Source organism: Erwinia typographi (genome assembly GCF_000773975.1).
GTDB lineage: Bacteria > Pseudomonadota > Gammaproteobacteria > Enterobacterales > Enterobacteriaceae > Erwinia > Erwinia typographi.
Genome location: NZ_JRUQ01000039.1, coordinates 18,882 through 37,405 on the forward strand (window position 1 = coordinate 18,882; position 18,524 = coordinate 37,405).

At 53.8% G+C, this 18,524-nt stretch carries 18 protein-coding genes, 1 tRNA gene and 2 pseudogenes; 13 read left to right on the top strand and 8 right to left on the bottom strand.

What is annotated here, in order from left to right:
* Positions 1-148: 148 nt before the first annotated feature.
* On the top strand, positions 149-895 hold the full coding sequence (locus tag NG99_RS12840; protein WP_052130691.1) for a GntR family transcriptional regulator: 747 nt from the start codon (positions 149-151) through the stop codon (positions 893-895).
* On the opposite strand, the gene NG99_RS12845 is transcribed toward NG99_RS12840, so the two are convergent.
* From NG99_RS12845 to NG99_RS12860, 4 genes are all read right to left on the bottom strand, one after another.
* On the bottom strand, positions 882-1,877 hold the full coding sequence (locus NG99_RS12845; protein WP_034893271.1) for an Ldh family oxidoreductase: 996 nt from the start codon (positions 1,875-1,877) through the stop codon (positions 882-884). The genes NG99_RS12840 and NG99_RS12845 overlap by 14 nt on opposite strands.
* Positions 1,874-3,196, bottom strand: coding sequence for a C4-dicarboxylate transporter DctA (gene dctA / locus NG99_RS12850; protein ID WP_052130692.1), 1,323 nt, complete (start codon positions 3,194-3,196; stop codon positions 1,874-1,876). The genes NG99_RS12845 and dctA overlap by 4 nt, the downstream gene beginning before the upstream one ends.
* Positions 3,197-3,297: 101 nt before the next feature.
* Positions 3,298-4,467: a UxaA family hydrolase gene (locus NG99_RS12855; protein ID WP_034893274.1), complete on the bottom strand. Its 1,170-nt coding sequence runs from the start codon at positions 4,465-4,467 to the stop codon at positions 3,298-3,300.
* Positions 4,468-4,469: 2 nt separating this feature from the next.
* Positions 4,470-4,754, bottom strand: coding sequence for a UxaA family hydrolase (locus NG99_RS12860; RefSeq protein ID WP_034893276.1), 285 nt, complete (start codon positions 4,752-4,754; stop codon positions 4,470-4,472).
* Positions 4,755-5,126: 372 nt separating this feature from the next.
* Here NG99_RS12860 and hpsN point away from each other — a divergent pair, with 372 nt between their 5' ends.
* The 4 genes from hpsN to NG99_RS12880 are packed head-to-tail and all read left to right on the top strand — an operon-like array spanning position 5,127 to position 9,578.
* Complete coding sequence (hpsN, locus tag NG99_RS12865; protein ID WP_034893279.1) at positions 5,127-6,440, top strand: sulfopropanediol 3-dehydrogenase; 1,314 nt, start codon at positions 5,127-5,129, stop codon at positions 6,438-6,440.
* 10 nt (positions 6,441-6,450) lie between these two features.
* Entirely contained in the window at positions 6,451-7,206 is a 756-nt protein-coding gene (locus NG99_RS12870) for an SDR family NAD(P)-dependent oxidoreductase (RefSeq protein ID WP_034893282.1), read from the top strand.
* 29 nt (positions 7,207-7,235) lie between these two features.
* Positions 7,236-8,564: an MFS transporter gene (locus NG99_RS12875; RefSeq protein WP_034893284.1), complete on the top strand. Its 1,329-nt coding sequence runs from the start codon at positions 7,236-7,238 to the stop codon at positions 8,562-8,564.
* A gap of 6 nt (positions 8,565-8,570) precedes the next feature.
* A complete protein-coding gene (locus tag NG99_RS12880; RefSeq protein WP_034893286.1) occupies positions 8,571-9,578 on the top strand; it encodes an alcohol dehydrogenase catalytic domain-containing protein in 1,008 nt (335 codons plus the stop codon).
* Between the two features lie 415 nt (positions 9,579-9,993).
* Here NG99_RS12880 and NG99_RS29980 read toward each other — a convergent pair.
* Positions 9,994-10,128: pseudogene (locus NG99_RS29980) on the bottom strand (integrase); the annotation flags it as partial.
* A 491-nt stretch (positions 10,129-10,619) separates the two neighbouring features.
* Between NG99_RS29980 and tssD the strand changes: the two are divergent.
* The 3 genes from tssD to NG99_RS12895 are packed head-to-tail and all read left to right on the top strand — an operon-like array spanning position 10,620 to position 11,950.
* A complete protein-coding gene (tssD, locus tag NG99_RS12885; protein ID WP_034893287.1) occupies positions 10,620-11,111 on the top strand; it encodes a type VI secretion system tube protein TssD in 492 nt (163 codons plus the stop codon).
* Between the two features lie 12 nt (positions 11,112-11,123).
* The gene (locus tag NG99_RS12890) at positions 11,124-11,486 is read left to right on the top strand and encodes a tlde1 domain-containing protein (RefSeq protein WP_034893289.1); all 363 of its coding nucleotides are present in this window, start codon (positions 11,124-11,126) and stop codon (positions 11,484-11,486) included.
* Positions 11,483-11,950: a hypothetical protein gene (locus NG99_RS12895; RefSeq protein WP_034893292.1), complete on the top strand. Its 468-nt coding sequence runs from the start codon at positions 11,483-11,485 to the stop codon at positions 11,948-11,950. Before NG99_RS12890 ends, NG99_RS12895 begins: the two co-directional genes overlap by 4 nt.
* A gap of 82 nt (positions 11,951-12,032) precedes the next feature.
* Here NG99_RS12895 and NG99_RS12900 read toward each other — a convergent pair.
* Both NG99_RS12900 and NG99_RS12905 read right to left on the bottom strand, forming a co-directional pair.
* A pseudogene (locus NG99_RS12900) lies at positions 12,033-12,668 on the bottom strand (tyrosine-type recombinase/integrase); the annotation flags it as partial.
* A 160-nt stretch (positions 12,669-12,828) separates the two neighbouring features.
* Positions 12,829-12,904 (bottom strand) — tRNA-Asn (locus NG99_RS12905).
* Between the two features lie 330 nt (positions 12,905-13,234).
* On the opposite strand from NG99_RS12905, the gene NG99_RS12910 reads away from it, so the two are divergent.
* Positions 13,235-14,356, top strand: a complete 1,122-nt coding sequence (locus NG99_RS12910; protein ID WP_034893294.1) for a Gfo/Idh/MocA family protein — start codon at positions 13,235-13,237, stop codon at positions 14,354-14,356.
* A gap of 7 nt (positions 14,357-14,363) precedes the next feature.
* On the opposite strand, the gene NG99_RS12915 is transcribed toward NG99_RS12910, so the two are convergent.
* Positions 14,364-15,554 carry a LacI family DNA-binding transcriptional regulator gene (locus NG99_RS12915; RefSeq protein ID WP_034893296.1) on the bottom strand — a complete coding sequence of 397 codons (1,191 nt, stop codon included), beginning with the start codon at positions 15,552-15,554 and terminating at the stop codon, positions 14,364-14,366.
* A 220-nt stretch (positions 15,555-15,774) separates the two neighbouring features.
* On the opposite strand from NG99_RS12915, the gene NG99_RS12920 reads away from it, so the two are divergent.
* The 4 genes from NG99_RS12920 to fsa are packed head-to-tail and all read left to right on the top strand — an operon-like array spanning position 15,775 to position 18,500.
* Positions 15,775-16,218 (top strand): PTS sugar transporter subunit IIA, encoded by a 444-nt coding sequence (locus NG99_RS12920; RefSeq protein ID WP_034893298.1) that lies wholly within the window; start codon positions 15,775-15,777, stop codon positions 16,216-16,218.
* Between the two features lie 17 nt (positions 16,219-16,235).
* Positions 16,236-16,523: a PTS sugar transporter subunit IIB gene (locus NG99_RS12925; protein WP_034893299.1), complete on the top strand. Its 288-nt coding sequence runs from the start codon at positions 16,236-16,238 to the stop codon at positions 16,521-16,523.
* Positions 16,524-16,534: 11 nt separating this feature from the next.
* Complete coding sequence (locus tag NG99_RS12930) at positions 16,535-17,794, top strand: PTS ascorbate transporter subunit IIC (RefSeq protein WP_034893300.1); 1,260 nt, start codon at positions 16,535-16,537, stop codon at positions 17,792-17,794.
* Positions 17,795-17,834: 40 nt separating this feature from the next.
* Positions 17,835-18,500, top strand: a complete 666-nt coding sequence (fsa, locus tag NG99_RS12935; protein WP_034893302.1) for a fructose-6-phosphate aldolase — start codon at positions 17,835-17,837, stop codon at positions 18,498-18,500.
* Positions 18,501-18,524: the final 24 nt, after the last annotated feature.

The window sequence follows — 18,524 nt, forward strand, 5'->3', positions numbered from 1 at the left end:
AGCAAAAACGTGAGCCGTGCTGAAGAGTAACAATAAAAAACCAGCTGAATAGCGTGATTAAACGCGATCAGGATGCTCCGAACTCCTCTATATGTCATAGTATGAATAGTCAGCATTGCCCTATGTCGTTCTTAGTGAGGGAGACATCATGAGTCAGGACATTCCTTTATCGGCTGAAATGAAATCCGCCGTCTTTCAACCGCTTTATCTGCAAATCAGCCAGCTATTGCTGGAAAGAATAGCCTCCGGCGAATGGCCAGCAGGCACTTATATCCCCAGCGAGGCGAGTCTGGCAGATTCCTATAATGTCAGCATTGGTACCTTGCGTAAGGCCTTAAATGAGCTGGTGAGTAACAACGTGGTTATCCGCTACCAGGGTAAAGGCACGGTGGTTGCTGCACATGATTCCGATAGCGCATTATTTCGGTTTTTTAATATCCTGCGTGAAAATGGCGAGCGTTCACTGCCGCTGTCGCGAGTGCTGGCGCGTCATCTGCGCACCGCATCAGAAGAAGAAGCGCTGGCGCTGGATATTGAGCCTGGCAGTAAGCTTATCCATATCTGGCGCGTGCGTGACCTGGATGGTGCTCCCGCCATTCTTGAACACGTCTATATTGATGCAGCACGCTTCCCAGGCATGGATCGTGAACCTGACATCCTGCCGAACACGCTTTACCAACTGTACCAGCAGAAATATGCCTGTACCGTTGCCAATGCGCATGAGCAAATCAAAGCGGTAAATGCAGGACCGGATGAAGTCCTGCATCTGGAGGCGGAAGAGGGGGAGGCACTGCTGCGCATCTACCGCATTGCGCGGGATTTCCAGGATAAAGCTATGGAGTATCGTGTATCCACTGTGATGACGCGCCACCACGCCTACTTTAACCAGCTCTGATTCGCAGCTGCTCAAGCAAAGCAGCTGGCAATGAAATCTGCGTGCTGTTTTGCTGCGCTACTGCCTGACGACGTTCTCCAGGCAAGCGCACGCCGGGTTGCTGCAGCATGGCTGCAAACAACTGTTCGCTGTGTTGCAAATATCCTGCGGAGAAAAACGCGGGGTTCAGCAATAGCAGCAACTGTGCAATATGTGGCGGTCCTCCCTCGGTATTGAAAAATGAACTGGCCTGAAAACCATAATTGCTGCCAGTCAGACCAGCGGTGAGCAGTTCAACCATCAGTGCCAGCGCCGCCCCTTTCGTACCGCCCGCTGGTGCCATGCTGCCCTCTAGTGCGGCGTCAGCATCCTGCGTGGGATGCCCCTCTCTGTCCAGCGCCCAGCCCAGCGGAATAGCCTCTTGCTTCTGGCTTGCCAGCATAATCTTACCGCGCGCGACTTCAGAGAGTGACAGGTCAATCACCAGCGGAGGCTTGTTCTCTCGTGGCGAAGCAAAAGCAATAGGGTTGGTGCCAAACAGTGGGATATTGCCGCCCCAGGGTGCCATCGCAGCCGGTCCGTTGCTAAACGCGAGACAAACTAAGCCCTGACGCGCAGCCTGTTCAGCGTAATAACCTGCCATGCCGAAGTGGTGTGAGCGTCTGATCGCCACAGCCACAATACCGCTATGCTGTGCTAAGGCGCTCCCGCGATCCAGACCTTGCTGAACCGCAGGAAACGCCAGACCGGAATCGGCATCAACATTCACCACGCTGCCATACTCTGCCAGCACGGACTGCGCATCTGGCTTCAGTTTACCGCTATCCAGCTGATCGAGATAGAACGGCAGTCTGGCAAAGCCGTGAGAGGCGATGCCAGCTTGCTCGGCTGCCATCAATGCGGCGCAGGTATCCGCCGCTGATACAGGGCTGACGCCGGATTTTCGTAGTGCCTGCTGAGCAATAATGCTGAGTTCTTCTACCGTCAGCGTCACATGACTCATTGCAATGTACTCCTCTCTTCTCGTGTGGCCGACATCGGCGTGTCGACATTTTGCTGTTCTGGCAGAACGATCACCCCCGGCCCCTGTCGTAGCTGTTCATGTAGCTGTGCCAGATCGAGTTTCTTTTCCCAACGGGCGATCACCAGCGTCGCCACCACATTACCGATCATGTTGGTGACGGCGCGCATCTCATTGAGGATGCGATCAATGCCCAGCACCAGCGTGATACCTGCCAGCGGAATAATGTTATGGGTTGCCAGTGTGGCGGTTAACGCTATCAGCGCCGCCCCCGCAACGCCTGCGCCACCTTTTGATGTGAGCAACAGAATCAATAGCAGGCCAGTTTGTTGCCACAGCGTCAGGTCGGTATTGGTGGCCTGAGCAATAAATAGCGAAGTCATAGTGAGGTAAATCGCTGCACCATCAAGGTTAAATGAGTATCCCGTCGGCAATACCAGCCCGACAATGGCGCGGTCGCACCCCAACGTCTCCATTTTTACCATCAGGCGCGGCAGTACCGATTCGGTGGTTGAGGTGCCCAGCACAATTAATAACTCTTCCCGGAAATAGAGGATGAGCCGCCACAGGTTGACGCCGACCAGTTTACAAATCAGACCCAGTACGCCGCCAATAAACAGAAAACTGGTGATATAGAGACAGACAATCAACATGCCAAGGTGTTGCAGGGAGGTGAGGCCATATTTACCCACGGTAAAGGCGATGGCACCGAAGGCACCCAACGGTGCCAGGCGCATGATGAGCTCGACAATCCGCATCAAGACTTCGCCGCACTGCTCGATCGTTTTGGTGATGAAGGCGCTGCGCTGCGAAACCAGCGAGAGCGCAACCCCAAACAGCACCGAAAACAACAGTACCTGGAGTAAGTTCCCCTGGGCAAAGGCGCCAATCACCGAGTCTGGAATTATCTGCTCCAGGAAGCCTTTACTGTGCTCACTGATGCTAACGTAATGATTTACGGTGCTGCCGTCCAGCTTACTGGCATCAATATTCATGCCTGCGCCTGGTTTGATCACATCGGCCACCACCATGCCGATAATCAGCGCCAGCGTGGTGACCACTTCAAAGTAGATCAGCGTCTTGCCGCCGACTTTGCCGACCTGCTTCAGGCTCTCCATCCTTGCAATACCAATCGCCACGGTACAGAAAATCACTAAGGTCACGATCATCTTTATCAGACGGATAAAGGTATCGCCGAGGGGTTTCATCTGAACGGCAAAATCAGGAAAGGCGTACCCCACAGCAACTCCGGCGACCAGGCCAATAAGAACCTGGACGTAAAGGTGCTTGAGCATTCGCATTGGGTTGTCCTCGCGAAGCCTGGCGGCTGCGAACCGGCGCTCGGGAAGCCGCCGCAGGCGAGTAAAGAGATGACGCCCGCCACTGATGGCGGGCAGGTATGTTACGCACTTTCAAAAATACGGGTCAGGACAAACTCACGATGGCCGAGCGCTTCAGCGGCGGTGAGTCGCCCGTTAGCGGTACGCAACAGTGACTCAAGCAGCGCATCCCCGGCCCCATCCATATTCATTTCGCGGCGCAGCACGGCTGAGACATCCACATCGATATGCTCTGACATGGTGCGCACCGTGCGTGGATTCGCACACACTTTGATGACCGGCAAAATCGGGTTGCCAATGACATTCCCCTGGCCGGTCGGGAAGAAGTGCGCTACATAACCGGCCGCCGCGCACAGCGTGACCATTTCGGCTGCCGCAGATGAGGAGTCCATGAACCACAACCCGGGTCTGGTGGGGGGTTCTGCTTTATCCAGTACGCCATCGACCCGACATTTCTTACCGATCTTCTGAATATTGCCCAGCGCTTTCTCTTCGATGGTCGTGAGCCCGCCCTCAATGTTGCCTTTGGTGGGCTGCGATTCCGAAAGATCGCTGGTTTTCCAGCGGTCGATCATTGCGCTGTAGCGATCAAACATGAACTGGAACTTCTGGCGCACATCGTCATTGGCGCAGCGCGCAGCCACCAGATGTTCGCCGCCGGTCAGCTCGGAGGTTTCGCCAAAGACCAGGGTGTTACCGTTTTCATACAGGCGGTCAAACAGGTTGCCCACAGAAGGATTAGCACCGCATCCCGAGGTCGTATCAGACTCGCCGCATTTGGTCGATACCCAAAGCTCGCTGATGTCGCAAGTTTCCCGCTGCAGTTCAGATGCATATTGTGAAAACTCCCGCGCTTTGCGTGAGGCGGCGCAAATGGTGTTGTGATCTCCGTTCTGCTCGATCCAGAAACCGGCTACCGGTTTACCCGTGGCTTTAATGCCGTCAACCACGCGTTGAGTCCAGCCTGGCTCGATGCCAATCACAATTACTGCCGCCACATTCGGGTTGCAACCCGTACCAATCAGGGTGCGGAAATGGAGTTCCAGGTCTTCACCGAACTGCAGGCGACCATAAGGATGGGGCAGCGCTATGGTCCCTTTGATATTGTTTGCCACCGCTTCTGCTGCTGCATTGGAGATATCATCCACCGGTAGCACAATCACATGATTACGAATACCGACACGACCATTTTCACGGCGATAGCCAGCAAACTGACGTCCTTTGATTTCCATCATTACCACCTTTTAGTTTTAACGTTGTGTACGTGCAGATGCTCGCCCTGCTGGATTGTCGCCACGACACGGCCAATGTCTTCACCGTATTTGATCACGGTGTCATTTATCGCCAGATCGCGAATCGCCAGCTTATGGCCGATTGGAATGGCATCTTTTACTGCAAATTCAATGGTTTTGTTTTGATCCATTATCCAGCCTGTCAGGGTTTGACCGGCCTCGATCCCTTCCACTACCACGACTCCTACCGAGTCGCCATCATCGTGAACCACGAAATCAATACTCATTACAGCCTCCGATTGTCGAACAACAAATGAACTCATATATATGACATATTATAGATGAATTGAGATGGCAAAATTTATTTCGATTTTGCCGACTTTTTTGCGAGCGGCTTCACGAATGCAGGAATAGATGAAAGCAGGAGATGAGAGGACAAATCTCTAATCAGTTAAAGTGGTGATTTATAATGGTTTAATTTCTAAGGCTTAAAGCCATGTGGTTAAAATGTGATCGCCTTATGAGTTTTGCGGATTGAAGTCGATCGCGATCACTTTTTGTTCAATTCGATTTTGCACTATTTACACATGCTCACTATAGATAAATGCAGTCATATATATGACACATGATTTCACCTTTAATTTTGTCTGGAGATGCGTATGTCAGTTACCTGGTTAAAGAAAGCAACTAAATCACCGGAATCCAACACGCCTGAAGCGCGGCAGGTGGTGGAAGAGATGCTCGCCACGATTAAGTCGCAGGGTGAAGAGGCAGTGCGGCAATACGCCAGGAAACTTGATAACTGGAAAGGCGACATCATCCTGACACCGGAACAAATCGCGATGCAGGTGCGCGATGTGCCAGCGGAAGTCAGAAAGGATATCGACTACGCCATTGAACAGGTTTACACCTTCGCCTGTGCGCAGCGTGAATCCATCAAGGATTTTGAGGTGACGCTGCCATCAGGTCTTGTGGCCGGACAAAAGGTGCTGCCGGTGACCAGCGTAGGTTGTTACGCACCGGCTGGTCGCTATGCGCACATAGCTTCCGCTTACATGGGCGTGGCCACTGCCAAAGCGGCTGGGGTAAAGAACATTATAGCCTGTTCAGGCCCCTATCTGAGCCAAAGTATTCATCCTTGCGTGCTCTACGCTTTTCACCGTGCTGGCGCGGATACCATTATGACGCTGGGGGGTGTACAAGCCATTGCCAGTATGGCGTGGGGGTTGTTTAGCGGTAAGGCGGCGGATGTTGTGGTGGGACCGGGCAATAAATTCGTTGCTGAGGCGAAACGTACGCTGTTTGGTCAGGTGGGCATTGATGTCTTTGCCGGACCTTCAGAAGTGGCGGTGATTGCCGATGAAAGCGCTGATGCCGACATCGTTGCCAGCGATCTTGTTGGTCAGGCGGAGCATGGTCATGAATCCCCTGCGTGGCTGTTTACCACATCACGCGAACTGGCTGACGCGGTGATGCTCAAAGTCCCACGGCTGATTGCCGAACTGCCGCCGGTAGCTCGCGATGCAGCGAGCTGCGCCTGGCGCGATTATGGCGAAGTGATTGTTTGCGACAGTCGCGAAGAGGTGGTGGAAGTTTCCGATCGTTACGCTTCCGAACATCTTGAGGTACATACCCGCGATTTGAACTGGTGGCGAGATGCGCTCAGCTGTTACGGCTCGCTGTTCCTCGGCGAAGAAACCACGGTGGCATTTGGGGATAAGTGCAGCGGACCGAATCATGTCCTGCCTACTAAGGGCGCAGCACGCTACTCCGGTGGACTCTCCGTTCACAAATTCCTCAAGACCCTGACATGGCAGCAGATGCCCCGCGATGCCATACCGCAGATTGCCGAAACCACCGCGCGTATTTCACGCATGGAGGGCATGGAGGCACATGCGCGCACGGCCGAGGTGCGTCTCGCGAAATACTTCGCGGGTCAATCATTCCAGCTTGGTTCACCTGTTACGCGCTAAGGAGGTTGCGATGCAAGCGGCAACATTATTCAACTTAACGGGCAAAACCGCGCTGATAACCGGCGGTGGCAGCGGCATCGGTTTTGCTATCGCGCAAACGCTGGCTGCAGCAGGCGCGCAAATCGTTCTTGCGGCGCGGCGCGAGGGGCAGCTGGCTGAAGCCACACAGCAATTGATTCAGCAGGGTGCGCAGGCGCGTTATTGCTGTGCCGACGTGACGCAGATGGCGACATTACACGCTCTGGCGCGTGAAAGTGCAGATGCCGATATTCTGGTGAATGCTGCAGGCGTTAATCTGCGCCAGCCATTCGAAGAGGTAACAGAATCAGATTGGGATCAGCAGCTGTCGCTCCATCTTAAAGCCCCGTTTTTTCTTACTCAGGCGCTGGCGCCCCGTATGGCACAGCGCGGTTGGGGGCGCATCATCAATATCGCGTCACTGCAATCACACCGCGCTTTTGATAACAGCGCACCCTACGGCGCGGGCAAAGGAGGCATTGTTCAGCTTACCCGCGCGATCGCACAGCGATGGGGACGTGACGGCATCACCTGTAACGCTATCGGTCCGGGCTTCTTTCCTACCGCACTGACCGGCCCCGTTTTTGCCGACCCCACCATTCGTGAGCGACATGCCGCGCGAACTTGTCTGGGGCGCAATGGCGAAATGAACGATTTACAGGGCGCGACATTACTGCTTGCCAGTGACGCCAGTGCCTATATCACCGGGCAAATATTGATGGTGGATGGCGGTTACAGCGCTATCTGAATCAACACTTATGTGGAGAGAAATACATCATGCAAACACCTGCTGCCGGCAATCTGCGACGCGTCACGTTGTCGAGCCTGTTTGGTTCGACTATAGAATGGTATGACTTTTTCCTTTACGGCACAGTCGCGGGAATGGTGTTCAACAAACTCTATTTTCCGGAAGGCGACCCCTTTATCACCACGCTGCTCTCTTACGGCGTCTTTGCCATTGGCTTTTTAACCCGGCCATTAGGTGCCATCATTTTTGGCCATTTCGGCGATACGCTGGGCCGAAAAAAGATGCTGATCCTGACGCTGGTGATCATGGGGGGGGCTACCGTGGTGATCGGGCTTATTCCTGGCTATCACCAAATTGGTCTGTGGGCACCGTGCTTACTGATTCTGTGTCGATTAATTCAGGGTATCGGATTAGGTGGCGAGTGGGGGGGAGCGGTGCTAATGACATTTGAATCTGCACCGCAAAATCATCGCGCTTTCTTTTCCAGTATTCCGCAAATTGGAATGTCCCTTGGCCTGCTGCTGGCGTCAGGTGCGATTGGTTTGGCTTCGTTTTTGCTGCCCGATGAGGCCTTTATGTCGTGGGGGTGGCGCGTGCCGTTTATACTTAGCGGTGTCTTTGTGATCATCGGCACTTACATCCGTAAAAACGTCGCAGAAACCGAAGATTTTCTCAAAGCGCAGGAGGCGCGTCAGTATGCACCGAAACGCATCCCGCTGGTGGAGCTGTTCCGAAATAACACAAAACTGGTGTTTACCTGTATGGGGATGCGGCTGATTGACGGTGTGTTCTTCAATATTTTTGGCGTGTTTTCCCTGACTTATCTGACGCAAAACCTGAATATTCCGCGCGATCAAGCCATTGTCGCGATCCTCGCCAGCGCCTTTGTCATGAGCTTTTTTATCCCGTTCTGGGGCTACATGGCGGATCGCTGGGGGCGTGCGCGCATCTTTGCCATGGGGGCAACGCTTTCAGCACTGTCGGCGTTTCCATCGTTTGCCCTGATGCATAACCATCCGGACAACATCTGGCTGGTATGGGCTGCCATTGTGATCCCGTTTGGCATTTTCCATGCCGCCGTGTTTGGCACGCTTTCATCGGTCTATGCTGAGTGTTTTGATGCATCGGTGCGCTATACCGGTATCTCGTTCGCCTATCAGATTTCCGGCGTGTTTGCAGGGGGTCTGACACCGGTGCTGGCAACGCTATTCTCTAACATGCTCGGTGGTCGTCCGTGGCTCATCTGTGCCTATGTGTTGATTATCGGCCTGACCAGCGCTGCATGTGCACTCTATCTGTGGCGACAAACACACGGCGCAGGTCGGGTTGCGGTGACAAATTCTGTCCTGATTAAGTGAGGGCTTATGAAAACGTTGATTTACAGCCGTCCTTATCAGATGGCCATAGAAGAACGCCCCTACCCGCTGCTGGGAGACGGGTGTGAGCAAGTAGTGATCCGCATTGGTGCTGCGGGCATTTGTGGCTCTGACATGCATGCTTTTCATGGCCAGGACCCACGCCGACAGCCAGGGTTGGTTCTCGGCCATGAACTGGCAGGAGAAATTGTGGAGAGTCAGTCGCCGCGTTTTCTACCTGGCGATCGTGTCACCGCCAATCCGCTGATTACCTGTGGGAAGTGTGAATACTGCCGCCAGGGGCGCGATAATTTATGCAGCGACCGTCATATGGTAGGAATGGATTGGCCTGGCGCGTTTGCTGAGTTCATGGCCATTCCTGCTCGTTCGGTGGTTCCGCTGCCAGCTGGTATTTCTATCCAGCATGCGGCGCTGACTGAACCGGCGGCAACCGTAGTTCATGCCATGCGTTTAACCCAGCGGACGTTAACGCAACCGTTGGCGGAAACGCGAACGCTGGTGATTGGTGGCGGTGCGATAGGTTTGTTAACGGTATTAGTGCTGCGGGCATGGGGCTGTCGTCACATCACTCTGGCAGAGACCAATGCGCTGCGTGCTGAGGCGGCTGAGCGCTATACCGGTTGCGTCAGTATTAACCCAATGGAAACCAGCATCAGCGAGTCGAGTCATCAGTTGGTGGTTGATGCTGTGGGTGCGGCTGCAACACGTCAGATGGCTATTCAGGCAGTAAAACCAGGTGGGGTGATCATGCATATTGGCTTGCAAGCGTGGGCTAGCGAGATAGATATGCGAAAAATCACGCTTGGCGAGATCACGCTGCTGGGCACCTATACCTACACCATGGACGATTTCTGCCTCACTCTGTCGATGCTGGAAGAGGGGGCACTTGGTGAGCTTGGTTGGGTGGAATCGCGGCCACTTAGCGAAGGTGAACAAGCCTTTTCCGATCTGGAATCACAGCAGGTTTCAGCTGCGAAGATTTTACTTATACCTTGAAACAAAAGCGGTGCCAGGGCGCCGCTTTCGCCGACTCATCTCATCCATACTCGTTGATTTTGATATTTTCATATTCATAACTGGACTAGTGTTCAATTCAATTATGCATTTCCGGTTTTAGAATTTCTGAGAGGTACAATCTTTTTGAGCTATACGATAGAGTACCGAATGAACGCCACTTTCTTCCTTACAACAGCCATGACCGACCTCTGCCACAATTCTTTTCAGTGCGTTGCGCCTGGACTAAAGCCGCAGGAACGTATCTCCGGCGAACATCGACATAGCTTTACGTCTATTTCCCGGACTGGGTTTTTTGCACAACAATCCATTCCACTTCATGCAAGCCAGTAGTCGATCCTGCTATGGCTCTACTATGTTGAGACTGTCGATTCAATAGTCAGGTCGTAGAATTACTCTATTTCCTACCTGGAATATACGGTGGTACATAAGATTTATGGCAAGTATCAAGATGATCCGACCACCCCTGCATTATCGCCTTGCGGGCTTCCAGATGCTCAGCTTTATGAATGTAAGCCAGACGCACGGTGTTGCCAAGGGTAACAGCGCCAGACCGGAAAGGGCCAAAGGGCTTAAAAGGGCCGCTGATGCAGTTCGCTGTTAATTCGCTGACAGCTGGTGCAGCCCTGCAATATCAGAGGGCAGGAGTCTGGTGCAGTTTAAATCGGGTGAGGACGAACAGGCGTACTTTCGATGTGGCAGAAATAATGGTCGCTGTCGCTCAGGCTGAGCGCATTCTGGATCGCACCAATGACGGAAGTATTATGGCACTTGCATCATGCGTTAGTTTGTCAGAAAAATTCATCCCAGAACGCCAGCAACCCTGACGCTTATCCTGCAAGGTGAAACTATGGGTTCTGTGACAGAAAAAATCGGCATCTCACGGGAAAATACTTTTGTTCAAAAAGAAAAATAAAAAAATGAGTTTTTTGATGTATATCAATAAATTTCAAGAGGTGACTCATTCATATTGGAAGAGAAGGCAATAATTATCCTCTCTGGCACAGAAAAGGAGTTCGCTGAATGGCTATACCTGTTTATTTATGGTTAAAGGACGATGGCGGAAACCCTGTCAAAGGCTCTGTAGACGTACATCAACGTGAGGGAAGCATAGAGATCACCGCGCTGGCTCACAGCGTGTCACTCCCCACGGATGACCTGTCCGGCAAGATAACCGCAACTCGCGAACATGCACCCTTTATTCTCACCAAAGCGCTGGACTCTTCCAGCCCGTACCTTTATCAATTCGTTAGCTCAGGAAAACGATTAAAATCCGCAGAGCTGAAATTCTATCGAATTAATTGCGCCGGACAGGAAGATGAATATTTTAACGTACTTCTTGAGAATGCCCGGATTACCTGTGTTGTACCCTTTATGGAAGATGTTAAAGACCCGGACTACGAACGCCACGATCATCTGGAAGTATTCGAAATGACGTATGAGAAAATCATCTGGAAATATCTGGACGGCAATATTATCCACTCTGATTCCTGGAAAGAGCGCAGCACGGCATAAGGAGCACGGCACATGGCATGGACATACTCTCAAAGTACCGGCGAGCTATGGCACAACGGTAAGTTAATCGGCAAAGGTTATTCGGGTAATCTGACTAACAAAAATAATCCGGACCGGCAGCATGTTAGAGGAATGGGGCCAATTCCTCGCGGCACCTGGCATATTGGCGGGCATACCAGTACAAAAGGGCCATTTACCATAAATTTGACGCAAACATCTGGCGAAAGTTATGGCCGTTCTTTGTTTCGCATCCACGGCGAGAGGAAGCCGCCGAAAGTACCTGGATTCGCTTCTGAGGGCTGCATAATACTTGGGCCAGTCACCCGTACAAAAATCATCCAATCGACAGATAAAACGCTGGAGGTGGTAAGATGATTTGGCGAACCATCTTGCTGACCGCCTGCATTATCTCGTCCTCCTGCATGGCATCATCAAACGAATGGAAAGTTTATATTCAAATGATAGAACAGGCAGACAACAAAACGCTCCATGCATTTCCGGGGAAAATTGACAGTATTGGAGATACCCTTGACGCTGAGCATACAGAAGAACTGACGACGGCTCTTAGCATGGCGCTTATTAAAGACCCAGTTTCTGTAATTAACGCAACCAACGCGCTGGACAAGAGTACCGACCCCTTAAAGCAGCGGTTCGGTACATCAATGGTATGCGGTATACCTTTAATCACACATGCAAATCAGATGAAGGTTGAGGAGTATTTCTCGAAGGCAGAACCAGTGCTGGAAAAGGCTGGAACTCCAGCCGCAGAATGTCTGAGTAACATGCGCGACACGATTGAAGAGATTAGACAAGAAACAGCACAAAACCCAGCAAAGTAGTCCTCAGAACAAACCTGGCTGTTGCCGGGTTTTCTTAAAAGATGTAAATTGTATTAAATTTCATTTAATACAATACGTTATGCAGTTCGGCTAACCGCTCTGGAGGCAGGGCAAGGTAATGATTTTTAACCGGAGGAGCGGTAACGCCTTCCAGATGCTGCGCTGGATTACTCTCGGTGAGTCCCTGCTGCACGGCATAACGCATGATGTTGCAGAGCTGCTGCCGGGTACGGGACGCGACTTCCATAAAGCCTTTATCCTCAATAACTTTCAGCAACGCCGTGAAATGCTGCGTTTTTAGCATCGTGACAGGCAGATGACCAATTGCCGGGCAGATATGGTTTTTCATACTGGCGAGAATGCGTTCCGCATAGTCAGCCGACCATTTTTTGTTGGTTTTATGCCAGGCCCGCGCCACGGCCTTAAAGCATTTTTCCGGTGAAGCGGCGGCTTTTTCAGAAACGCGCTGCTGTACCGGATTGATATTCTGCGCCAGCAGCTTGCGGATGCCGTCGCGTTTCTGACGGGCGTCGGAAAGTGAAATATGCGGATATGCGCCTAATGCAATGCGGGATTCTTTTCTGTTGAAGCGGTATTTGAGATACCAGAGGCGAGAGCCGCAAGGATTGACAAGCAGATACAGACCCTGCGAATCGGTCAGTTTAAAGGGTTTATCAGAAGGCTTAATGCTGCGAATTTTCGCGTCGGAAAGGGACATGTGGTGGTCATTCCATTATCGAACTGAATGACCCCAAATCAGACCACCAATTTCGCCGGATGCGCCGGGAAAACCAGATACGCATCGGGAAAGATTTTCACGCTAACCTGTTGAATAAAAAATTGATAAGGACTCACGGGGAAGCATGAAAACAATAATATGGCTCCTCTGACTGGACTCGAACCAGTGACATACGGATTAACAGTCCGCCGTTCTACCGACTGAACTACAGAGGAATTGTTGGAACGGGGCGCATAATATCCAGTGGGCAGGGGGATGTCAAAGCCTGATTGCAGCTTTTTTTTTGACTGCTGAATAAAACAGCATTTTGCGGAAATTTTCATTAATTACCGGCTAATTGGGCTTACATCCCTCCCGTTCACTTCGGCGGTTCCGTTACGCAAGTCAGACTGTCTCAGCGGAATCCCGCATAGCGATCCGCCATTGCAGCATCCGTTACAGCGACTTTCGTCAGAATGATCACGTTTATTTCATTTTCCCGTTGTGAAACGAAATTATGAAATATACATTCCACAAAATACTTCGCAAACCTGTAAGGAACCGCTGTGGAAAAGGTCAGAATTGGACTGATTGGTACCGGCTATATCGGACGCTGCCATGCTATTGCCTATGCTCAGGCTTCTACCGTGTTTTCGCTGAAGGGCGAAATCGTGCGCGAGATGGTCGCTGAGGTCAATCCTGAGGTGGCGAAGCAGCAGGCGGCTTTGCTGGGGTTCAAACGATCGACGGGAGACTGGCGCGAGCTGGTTGCCGATCCGGATATCGACGTGGTGGATATCTGCGCGCCTAACTTCCTGCACAAGGAGATGGCGCTGGAGGCGATCCGCCACGGTAAGCACGTCTATTCAGAAAAGCCGCTGGCGCTGGATGTGGCTGACGCCGAGGAGATGACGCGGGCGGCCGAAGCGGCGGGGGTAAAAACGCTGGTGGGCTTTAACTACATGAAAAACCCTACCAGCCAGCTGGCGAAGGAAATTATCGCCAGGGGCGAAATTGGCGAAGTGGTGCATTTTTATGGCACCCACAACGAAGACTATCTGGCCAGTCCGAACACGCCGCTGGACTGGCATTGCCAGCGGGCTCTGGCCGGGCTGGGCGCGCTGGGAGACCTGGGCGCGCATATCGTCAATATGGCTCACTTCCTGGTTGGCAACATCAGTGAAGTTTCCGGCGACATGCTGACGGTGATTAAACAGCGTCCGGACCCGAAAGACCCGTCGCGACTTCGCGAGGTGGAAAACGAGGACCAGGCCAGCGCGCTCCTGCGCTTTACCAACGGCGCGCACGGTGTGATTGAAACCTCCCGCATTGCCTGCGGCAGCAAAATGGGGCTGACCTACGTGGTGACCGGCACCAAAGGCACTCTCCGCTATACCCAGGAAAGAATGGCCGAGCTGGAGCTGTATATCCATGACGACCCGGCGGGTCGCCAGGGGTTCAAAACCATCCTCACCGGCCCGGCGCACCCGGACTATGCCAGTTTCTGCATCTCAGCCGGACACGGCATTGGCTTTAACGATCAGAAAACGGTGGAAATCCGCGACCTGATCAACGGCATCGCCGCCAATGACCGTATGTGGCCTGACTTTGCCGAGGGGCTACAGGTGTCGAAAGTGCTGGAGGCGATAGCCGTTTCCGCGCTGGAACGTCGCTGGATGCCGGTCTGATCCCGCGTCAGGTGCTGGCTCGCCACTTAAGGGTGTAGCCAATCCGCTCAACCAGCGGCTGAGCAGGGGGATCGTCAAGCATCCTCATCAGCCGCTCGCCAACCTGCTGTCCCAGCGCGCCGTAGTCCATGCGCATGGCCGTCAGCGTGGGGAACGTGTGCTCGCAGTCGTCAGAGCCTTCAAGGCAGGCGATGGCCAGATCGTACGGAACCTTGAGCAACCGCCGCTGGCACTCGGCCAGCAGGCCGAAGGCAATTTCCTCATGGCTGCAAATCACCGCGTCCATATCGGGGTGGCTTTGCAGCAGCTCGCTCATGGCATAGCGGCCAAATTGCAGGCTGGGCGTATCGGGTACGGTGCGGATCAGATCGGCATTCTGATAGTGCGACAGCATCGCCTTGCGCCAGCCGTTAAGCTGCTGTTTTTGCAGCGGGTTATCCGTATGCGCGCCGATATAGGCGATTTTCTGATAGCCGGTTTCCAGCAGCTTTCTGGTCAGCTGCTCGGCCGATTCAGCAAAGGCGAGCTCAAGAGAGATATCCGCACTGAACGCGACGGCGCCGCTGATGTTGACCGTCACCAACTCGGCTTCGGCGATCAGCGCCAGCGTCTGGCTGGACAGGGGCGCACCTAACAGCACCAGCGCAGAAGGGCGGTTTTGCAGCAGCTTTTGTAGAATCCGCGCTTCGCTATGCTGGTGATATTCGTGGCAGGCCATCACCAGTTCAAACTGGTGTTTACTCACGGTGGTTTGCAGCGCCTGTAAAAACCGGGCGCAGGCGCGATCCTGCTGGAACGGGTAGAGCACCGCTATCGTATTATGTTGGGCCGTGGCGAGCGCGCTGGCCGAGACGTTAGGCACGTAGCCCAGGGCTCTGATCGCCTCGTTGATCTTTTTCAGCGAGCCTGCGGAAACCTGGCCGGGATCGCGGAGCGCTCTTGAGACGGTCATCGCGCCGACGCCCGCGTGGCGCGCCACGTCCTGTAGGGTGATGCGCTCCGCGCTGTTCGCCACCGCGCTGGCATCCTGATTGGGCGTGTAGCCGAGCGCGTGCGCGGCCTGCTCCACTTTGCTGCGAATGCTGTCAGATACAAGTTCTGGCGTGCGCATCACGCGTGAAACCGTCATCGTGCCCACACCCACGTAATCGGCAATATCCTGCAGCGTCACTCTGCCGCTGGTACGACGTTTGCGCATTTCCTTCTCCACTTTCTCTCACTGCTGAGGTCAACGCCTCTCATCCAACCAGTTTGCCTGCGCACGGCGCGGCGCGGCAAGCGGCAGCCGCACTTGTGATAAGCGGATCACACTTAATGATAGTTATAACTGTTAGCGCTATCTTTTACGATCTCCATCACATTATTCGCTCCCGCCGATCGCTACGCTGCTGTTGCCCATTCAGAGAGGTGACCTTTTAATGCTGAACGATTTACTTACCCCGGACGTCATTCGTATCCATCCAGCCTGTAAAGACTGGCGTGAGGCCGTAGCGCTGGCCTGCGAGCCGCTGATCGCTAACGGTGCCATCGAACCGCGCTACGTGGAGGCGATCTACCGCAGTCATGAGGCGATCGGTCCCTATTACGTGGTCGGTCCGGGTATCGCGATGCCACATGCCCGCCCGGAAGAGGGCGTCAACCGCCTGGCGCTGAGCCTGACGGTGATTGAACAAGGCGTCAACTTTGATTCCGACGGTAACGATCCGGTGCGGTTGCTGATCGTGCTGGCGGCGACAGACAGTCACAGCCATATCGAGGCCATTGCTCAGCTGGCAGCGCTGTTCGACTGTGAAGAAGATACCGCGTCGCTGATGGCGGCAAAAGAGATAAACACTATCCAGTCCGTAATTTCACGTTATTAATCCAGAGGAAACACATTATGAAAATCACCGTAGTTTGCGGCAATGGCCTCGGTACCAGCCTGATGATGGAAATGAGCATTAAAAGCATCGTGAAAGATCTGGGCGTCGCCGCCGAGGTTGACCATGTGGATTTAGGCTCGGCCAAAAGTACGCCCAGCGATATCTACGTAGGCACCAGCGATATCGCCGAACAGCTCGAAGCGCAGCAGGTAAGCGGCAAAATCGTCTCGCTGAAAAACATGGTGGATAAGGCCGCGATGAAGGAACGGCTGTCCGTCGCACTGTCAGAACTGGGCGCGTTATAAGGGACTGAACAATGGAATTTTTCCGTTTTTTAATGAGTGACGTGCTGTCTGAACCCTCGATACTGGTGGGACTGATTGCGCTGATCGGCTTGATTGCGCAGAAAAAACCGGCCACCGAGTGCATTAAAGGCACGGTGAAAACCATCATGGGCTTCCTGATCCTCGGCGCCGGCGCCAGCCTGATCGTTTCCTCACTTGGCGATTTTGCCGTGATCTTCCATCACGCTTTCGGCATCGCAGGCGTAGTCCCGAATAACGAAGCTATCGTCGCCGTGGCGCAGAAAAACTTCGGCACCGAAATGGCGATGATCATGTTCTTCGCCATGGTGATTAACATCGTGATTGCCCGCTTTACGCCGTGGAAATATATTTTCCTGACCGGGCACCATACGCTGTTTATGTCGATGATGGTGGCGGTGATCCTGGCGACGGCCGGAATGAAAGGCGCGACGCTGATCGCGGTGGGATCGCTGGTGGTGGGCGTTTCGATGGTGTTCTTCCCGGCCATTATTCACCCCTATATGAAGAAGGTCACCGGTTCTGACGACGTGGCGTTCGGCCACTTTTCGGCCATTTCTCAGCTTCTTTCTGCCTTTATCGGCAGCAAGTTCGGCAATAAAGAGAAGTCGACGGAAGATATGGACGTGCCGAAAAGCCTGTTGTTCCTGCGCGATACGCCGGTTGCCATTGCCTTCACCATGTTCTTTATCTTTATTTTCACCTGCCTGGTCGCCGGACCGGCAGCGGTGAAGGAGATGAATGCCGCTGGTAAAAACTGGTTTATGTTCTCGCTGATGCAGTCCATCACCTTTGCCGCCGGGGTCTATATCGTGTTGCAGGGCGTACGCATGGTGATTGCCGAAATCGTCCCGGCGTTTAAAGGCATCTCTGACAAGCTGGTGCCCAACGCCAAACCGGCGCTGGACTGCCCGGTCGTGTTCCCGTATGCGCCTAACGCGGTGCTGGTTGGCTTCCTCAGCAGCTTTGTGGCCGGGGTGGTCGGCATGTTTATTCTCTATTTCCTGAACATGACGGTGATCATCCCTGGCGTGGTGCCGCACTTCTTTGTCGGCGCGGCGGCGGGCGTGTTCGGTAACGCCACCGGTGGGCGTCGCGGCGCAATGCTGGGGGCGTTCACTAACGGCCTGCTGATTACCTTCCTGCCGGTGTTCCTGCTGCCGGTACTGGGCAGCATTGGCCTGGCAAATACCACCTTCAGCGACTCCGACTTCGGCGCGCTGGGCATCCTTCTGGGCATTATTGTTCGTTAACCCTGCGCGGGGCTGCCCGCGCTCGTAACGAGAGGTAAGCATGGAATTTTATTTAGATACCGCAGATGTGGACGCCGTCAGCCGCTTAGCCAAAGTGCTGCCGATTAAAGGGGTGACCACTAATCCCAGCATTGTGGCGCGCGGCAGACGGGATATTTCTTCAGTGCTACAGGAGTTGCAGAGCATTATTGGCGCAGAAGGGCAGCTTTTCGCTCAGGTACTGGGGCGTGAGGCGGAGCAGATGGTGGCGGAGGCCCACCGGCTGCGCGAGATCGTTCCTTCGCTGGTGGTAAAAGTCCCGGTCACACAGGCGGGACTGACGGCGATCAAGCAGCTTAAGGCGCTGAATATTCCTACGCTGGGCACGGCTGTTTACGGAGCAGGGCAGGGATTTTACGCCGCGCTGGCGGGGGCGAGCTACATTGCCCCTTACGTCAACCGGCTCGACAGCCAGGGGGGAGACGGCATCGGCCTGGTTCGCGATCTGCAAAAGCTGATCGATCTCCACTGCCCGGCCACGCAGGTGCTGGCCGCCAGCTTCCGCACGCCTCGCCAGGTGCTGGACTGCCTGCTGACCGGCTGTAGTGCCATCACGGTTGATCCTGCGCTGGCGGAGCTGTTCCTGCAGGACCCGGCGGTAGATGACGCGCTAATGCGTTTCGATCGGGACTGGTCAGCGGCGTATGGCAGCATCGGCTTGAAATAAGCCGTCGTTCTCGCAGATGCGCAG

Bases quoted from the DNA above. Each gene is read 5' to 3' on its own strand.
- NG99_RS12860 (WP_034893276.1), bottom strand. From the start codon at position 4,754: ATGAGTATTGATTTCGTGGTTCACGATGATGGCGACTCGGTAGGAGTC.
- NG99_RS12845 (WP_034893271.1), bottom strand. From the start codon at position 1,877: ATGAGTCATGTGACGCTGACGGTAGAAGAACTCAGCATTATTGCTCAG.
- hpsN (WP_034893279.1), top strand. From the start codon at position 5,127: ATGTCAGTTACCTGGTTAAAGAAAGCAACTAAATCACCGGAATCCAAC.
- NG99_RS12855 (WP_034893274.1), bottom strand. From the start codon at position 4,467: ATGGAAATCAAAGGACGTCAGTTTGCTGGCTATCGCCGTGAAAATGGT.
- NG99_RS12915 (WP_034893296.1), bottom strand. From the start codon at position 15,554: ATGCGCAAACGTCGTACCAGCGGCAGAGTGACGCTGCAGGATATTGCC.
- NG99_RS12880 (WP_034893286.1), top strand. From the start codon at position 8,571: ATGAAAACGTTGATTTACAGCCGTCCTTATCAGATGGCCATAGAAGAA.
- NG99_RS12930 (WP_034893300.1), top strand. From the start codon at position 16,535: ATGGAATTTTTCCGTTTTTTAATGAGTGACGTGCTGTCTGAACCCTCG.
- NG99_RS12895 (WP_034893292.1), top strand. From the start codon at position 11,483: ATGATTTGGCGAACCATCTTGCTGACCGCCTGCATTATCTCGTCCTCC.
- NG99_RS12920 (WP_034893298.1), top strand. From the start codon at position 15,775: ATGCTGAACGATTTACTTACCCCGGACGTCATTCGTATCCATCCAGCC.
- fsa (WP_034893302.1), top strand. From the start codon at position 17,835: ATGGAATTTTATTTAGATACCGCAGATGTGGACGCCGTCAGCCGCTTA.
- tssD (WP_034893287.1), top strand. From the start codon at position 10,620: ATGGCTATACCTGTTTATTTATGGTTAAAGGACGATGGCGGAAACCCT.
- NG99_RS12870 (WP_034893282.1), top strand. From the start codon at position 6,451: ATGCAAGCGGCAACATTATTCAACTTAACGGGCAAAACCGCGCTGATA.
- NG99_RS12925 (WP_034893299.1), top strand. From the start codon at position 16,236: ATGAAAATCACCGTAGTTTGCGGCAATGGCCTCGGTACCAGCCTGATG.
- NG99_RS12840 (WP_052130691.1), top strand. From the start codon at position 149: ATGAGTCAGGACATTCCTTTATCGGCTGAAATGAAATCCGCCGTCTTT.
- NG99_RS12875 (WP_034893284.1), top strand. From the start codon at position 7,236: ATGCAAACACCTGCTGCCGGCAATCTGCGACGCGTCACGTTGTCGAGC.
- dctA (WP_052130692.1), bottom strand. From the start codon at position 3,196: ATGCGAATGCTCAAGCACCTTTACGTCCAGGTTCTTATTGGCCTGGTC.
- NG99_RS12890 (WP_034893289.1), top strand. From the start codon at position 11,124: ATGGCATGGACATACTCTCAAAGTACCGGCGAGCTATGGCACAACGGT.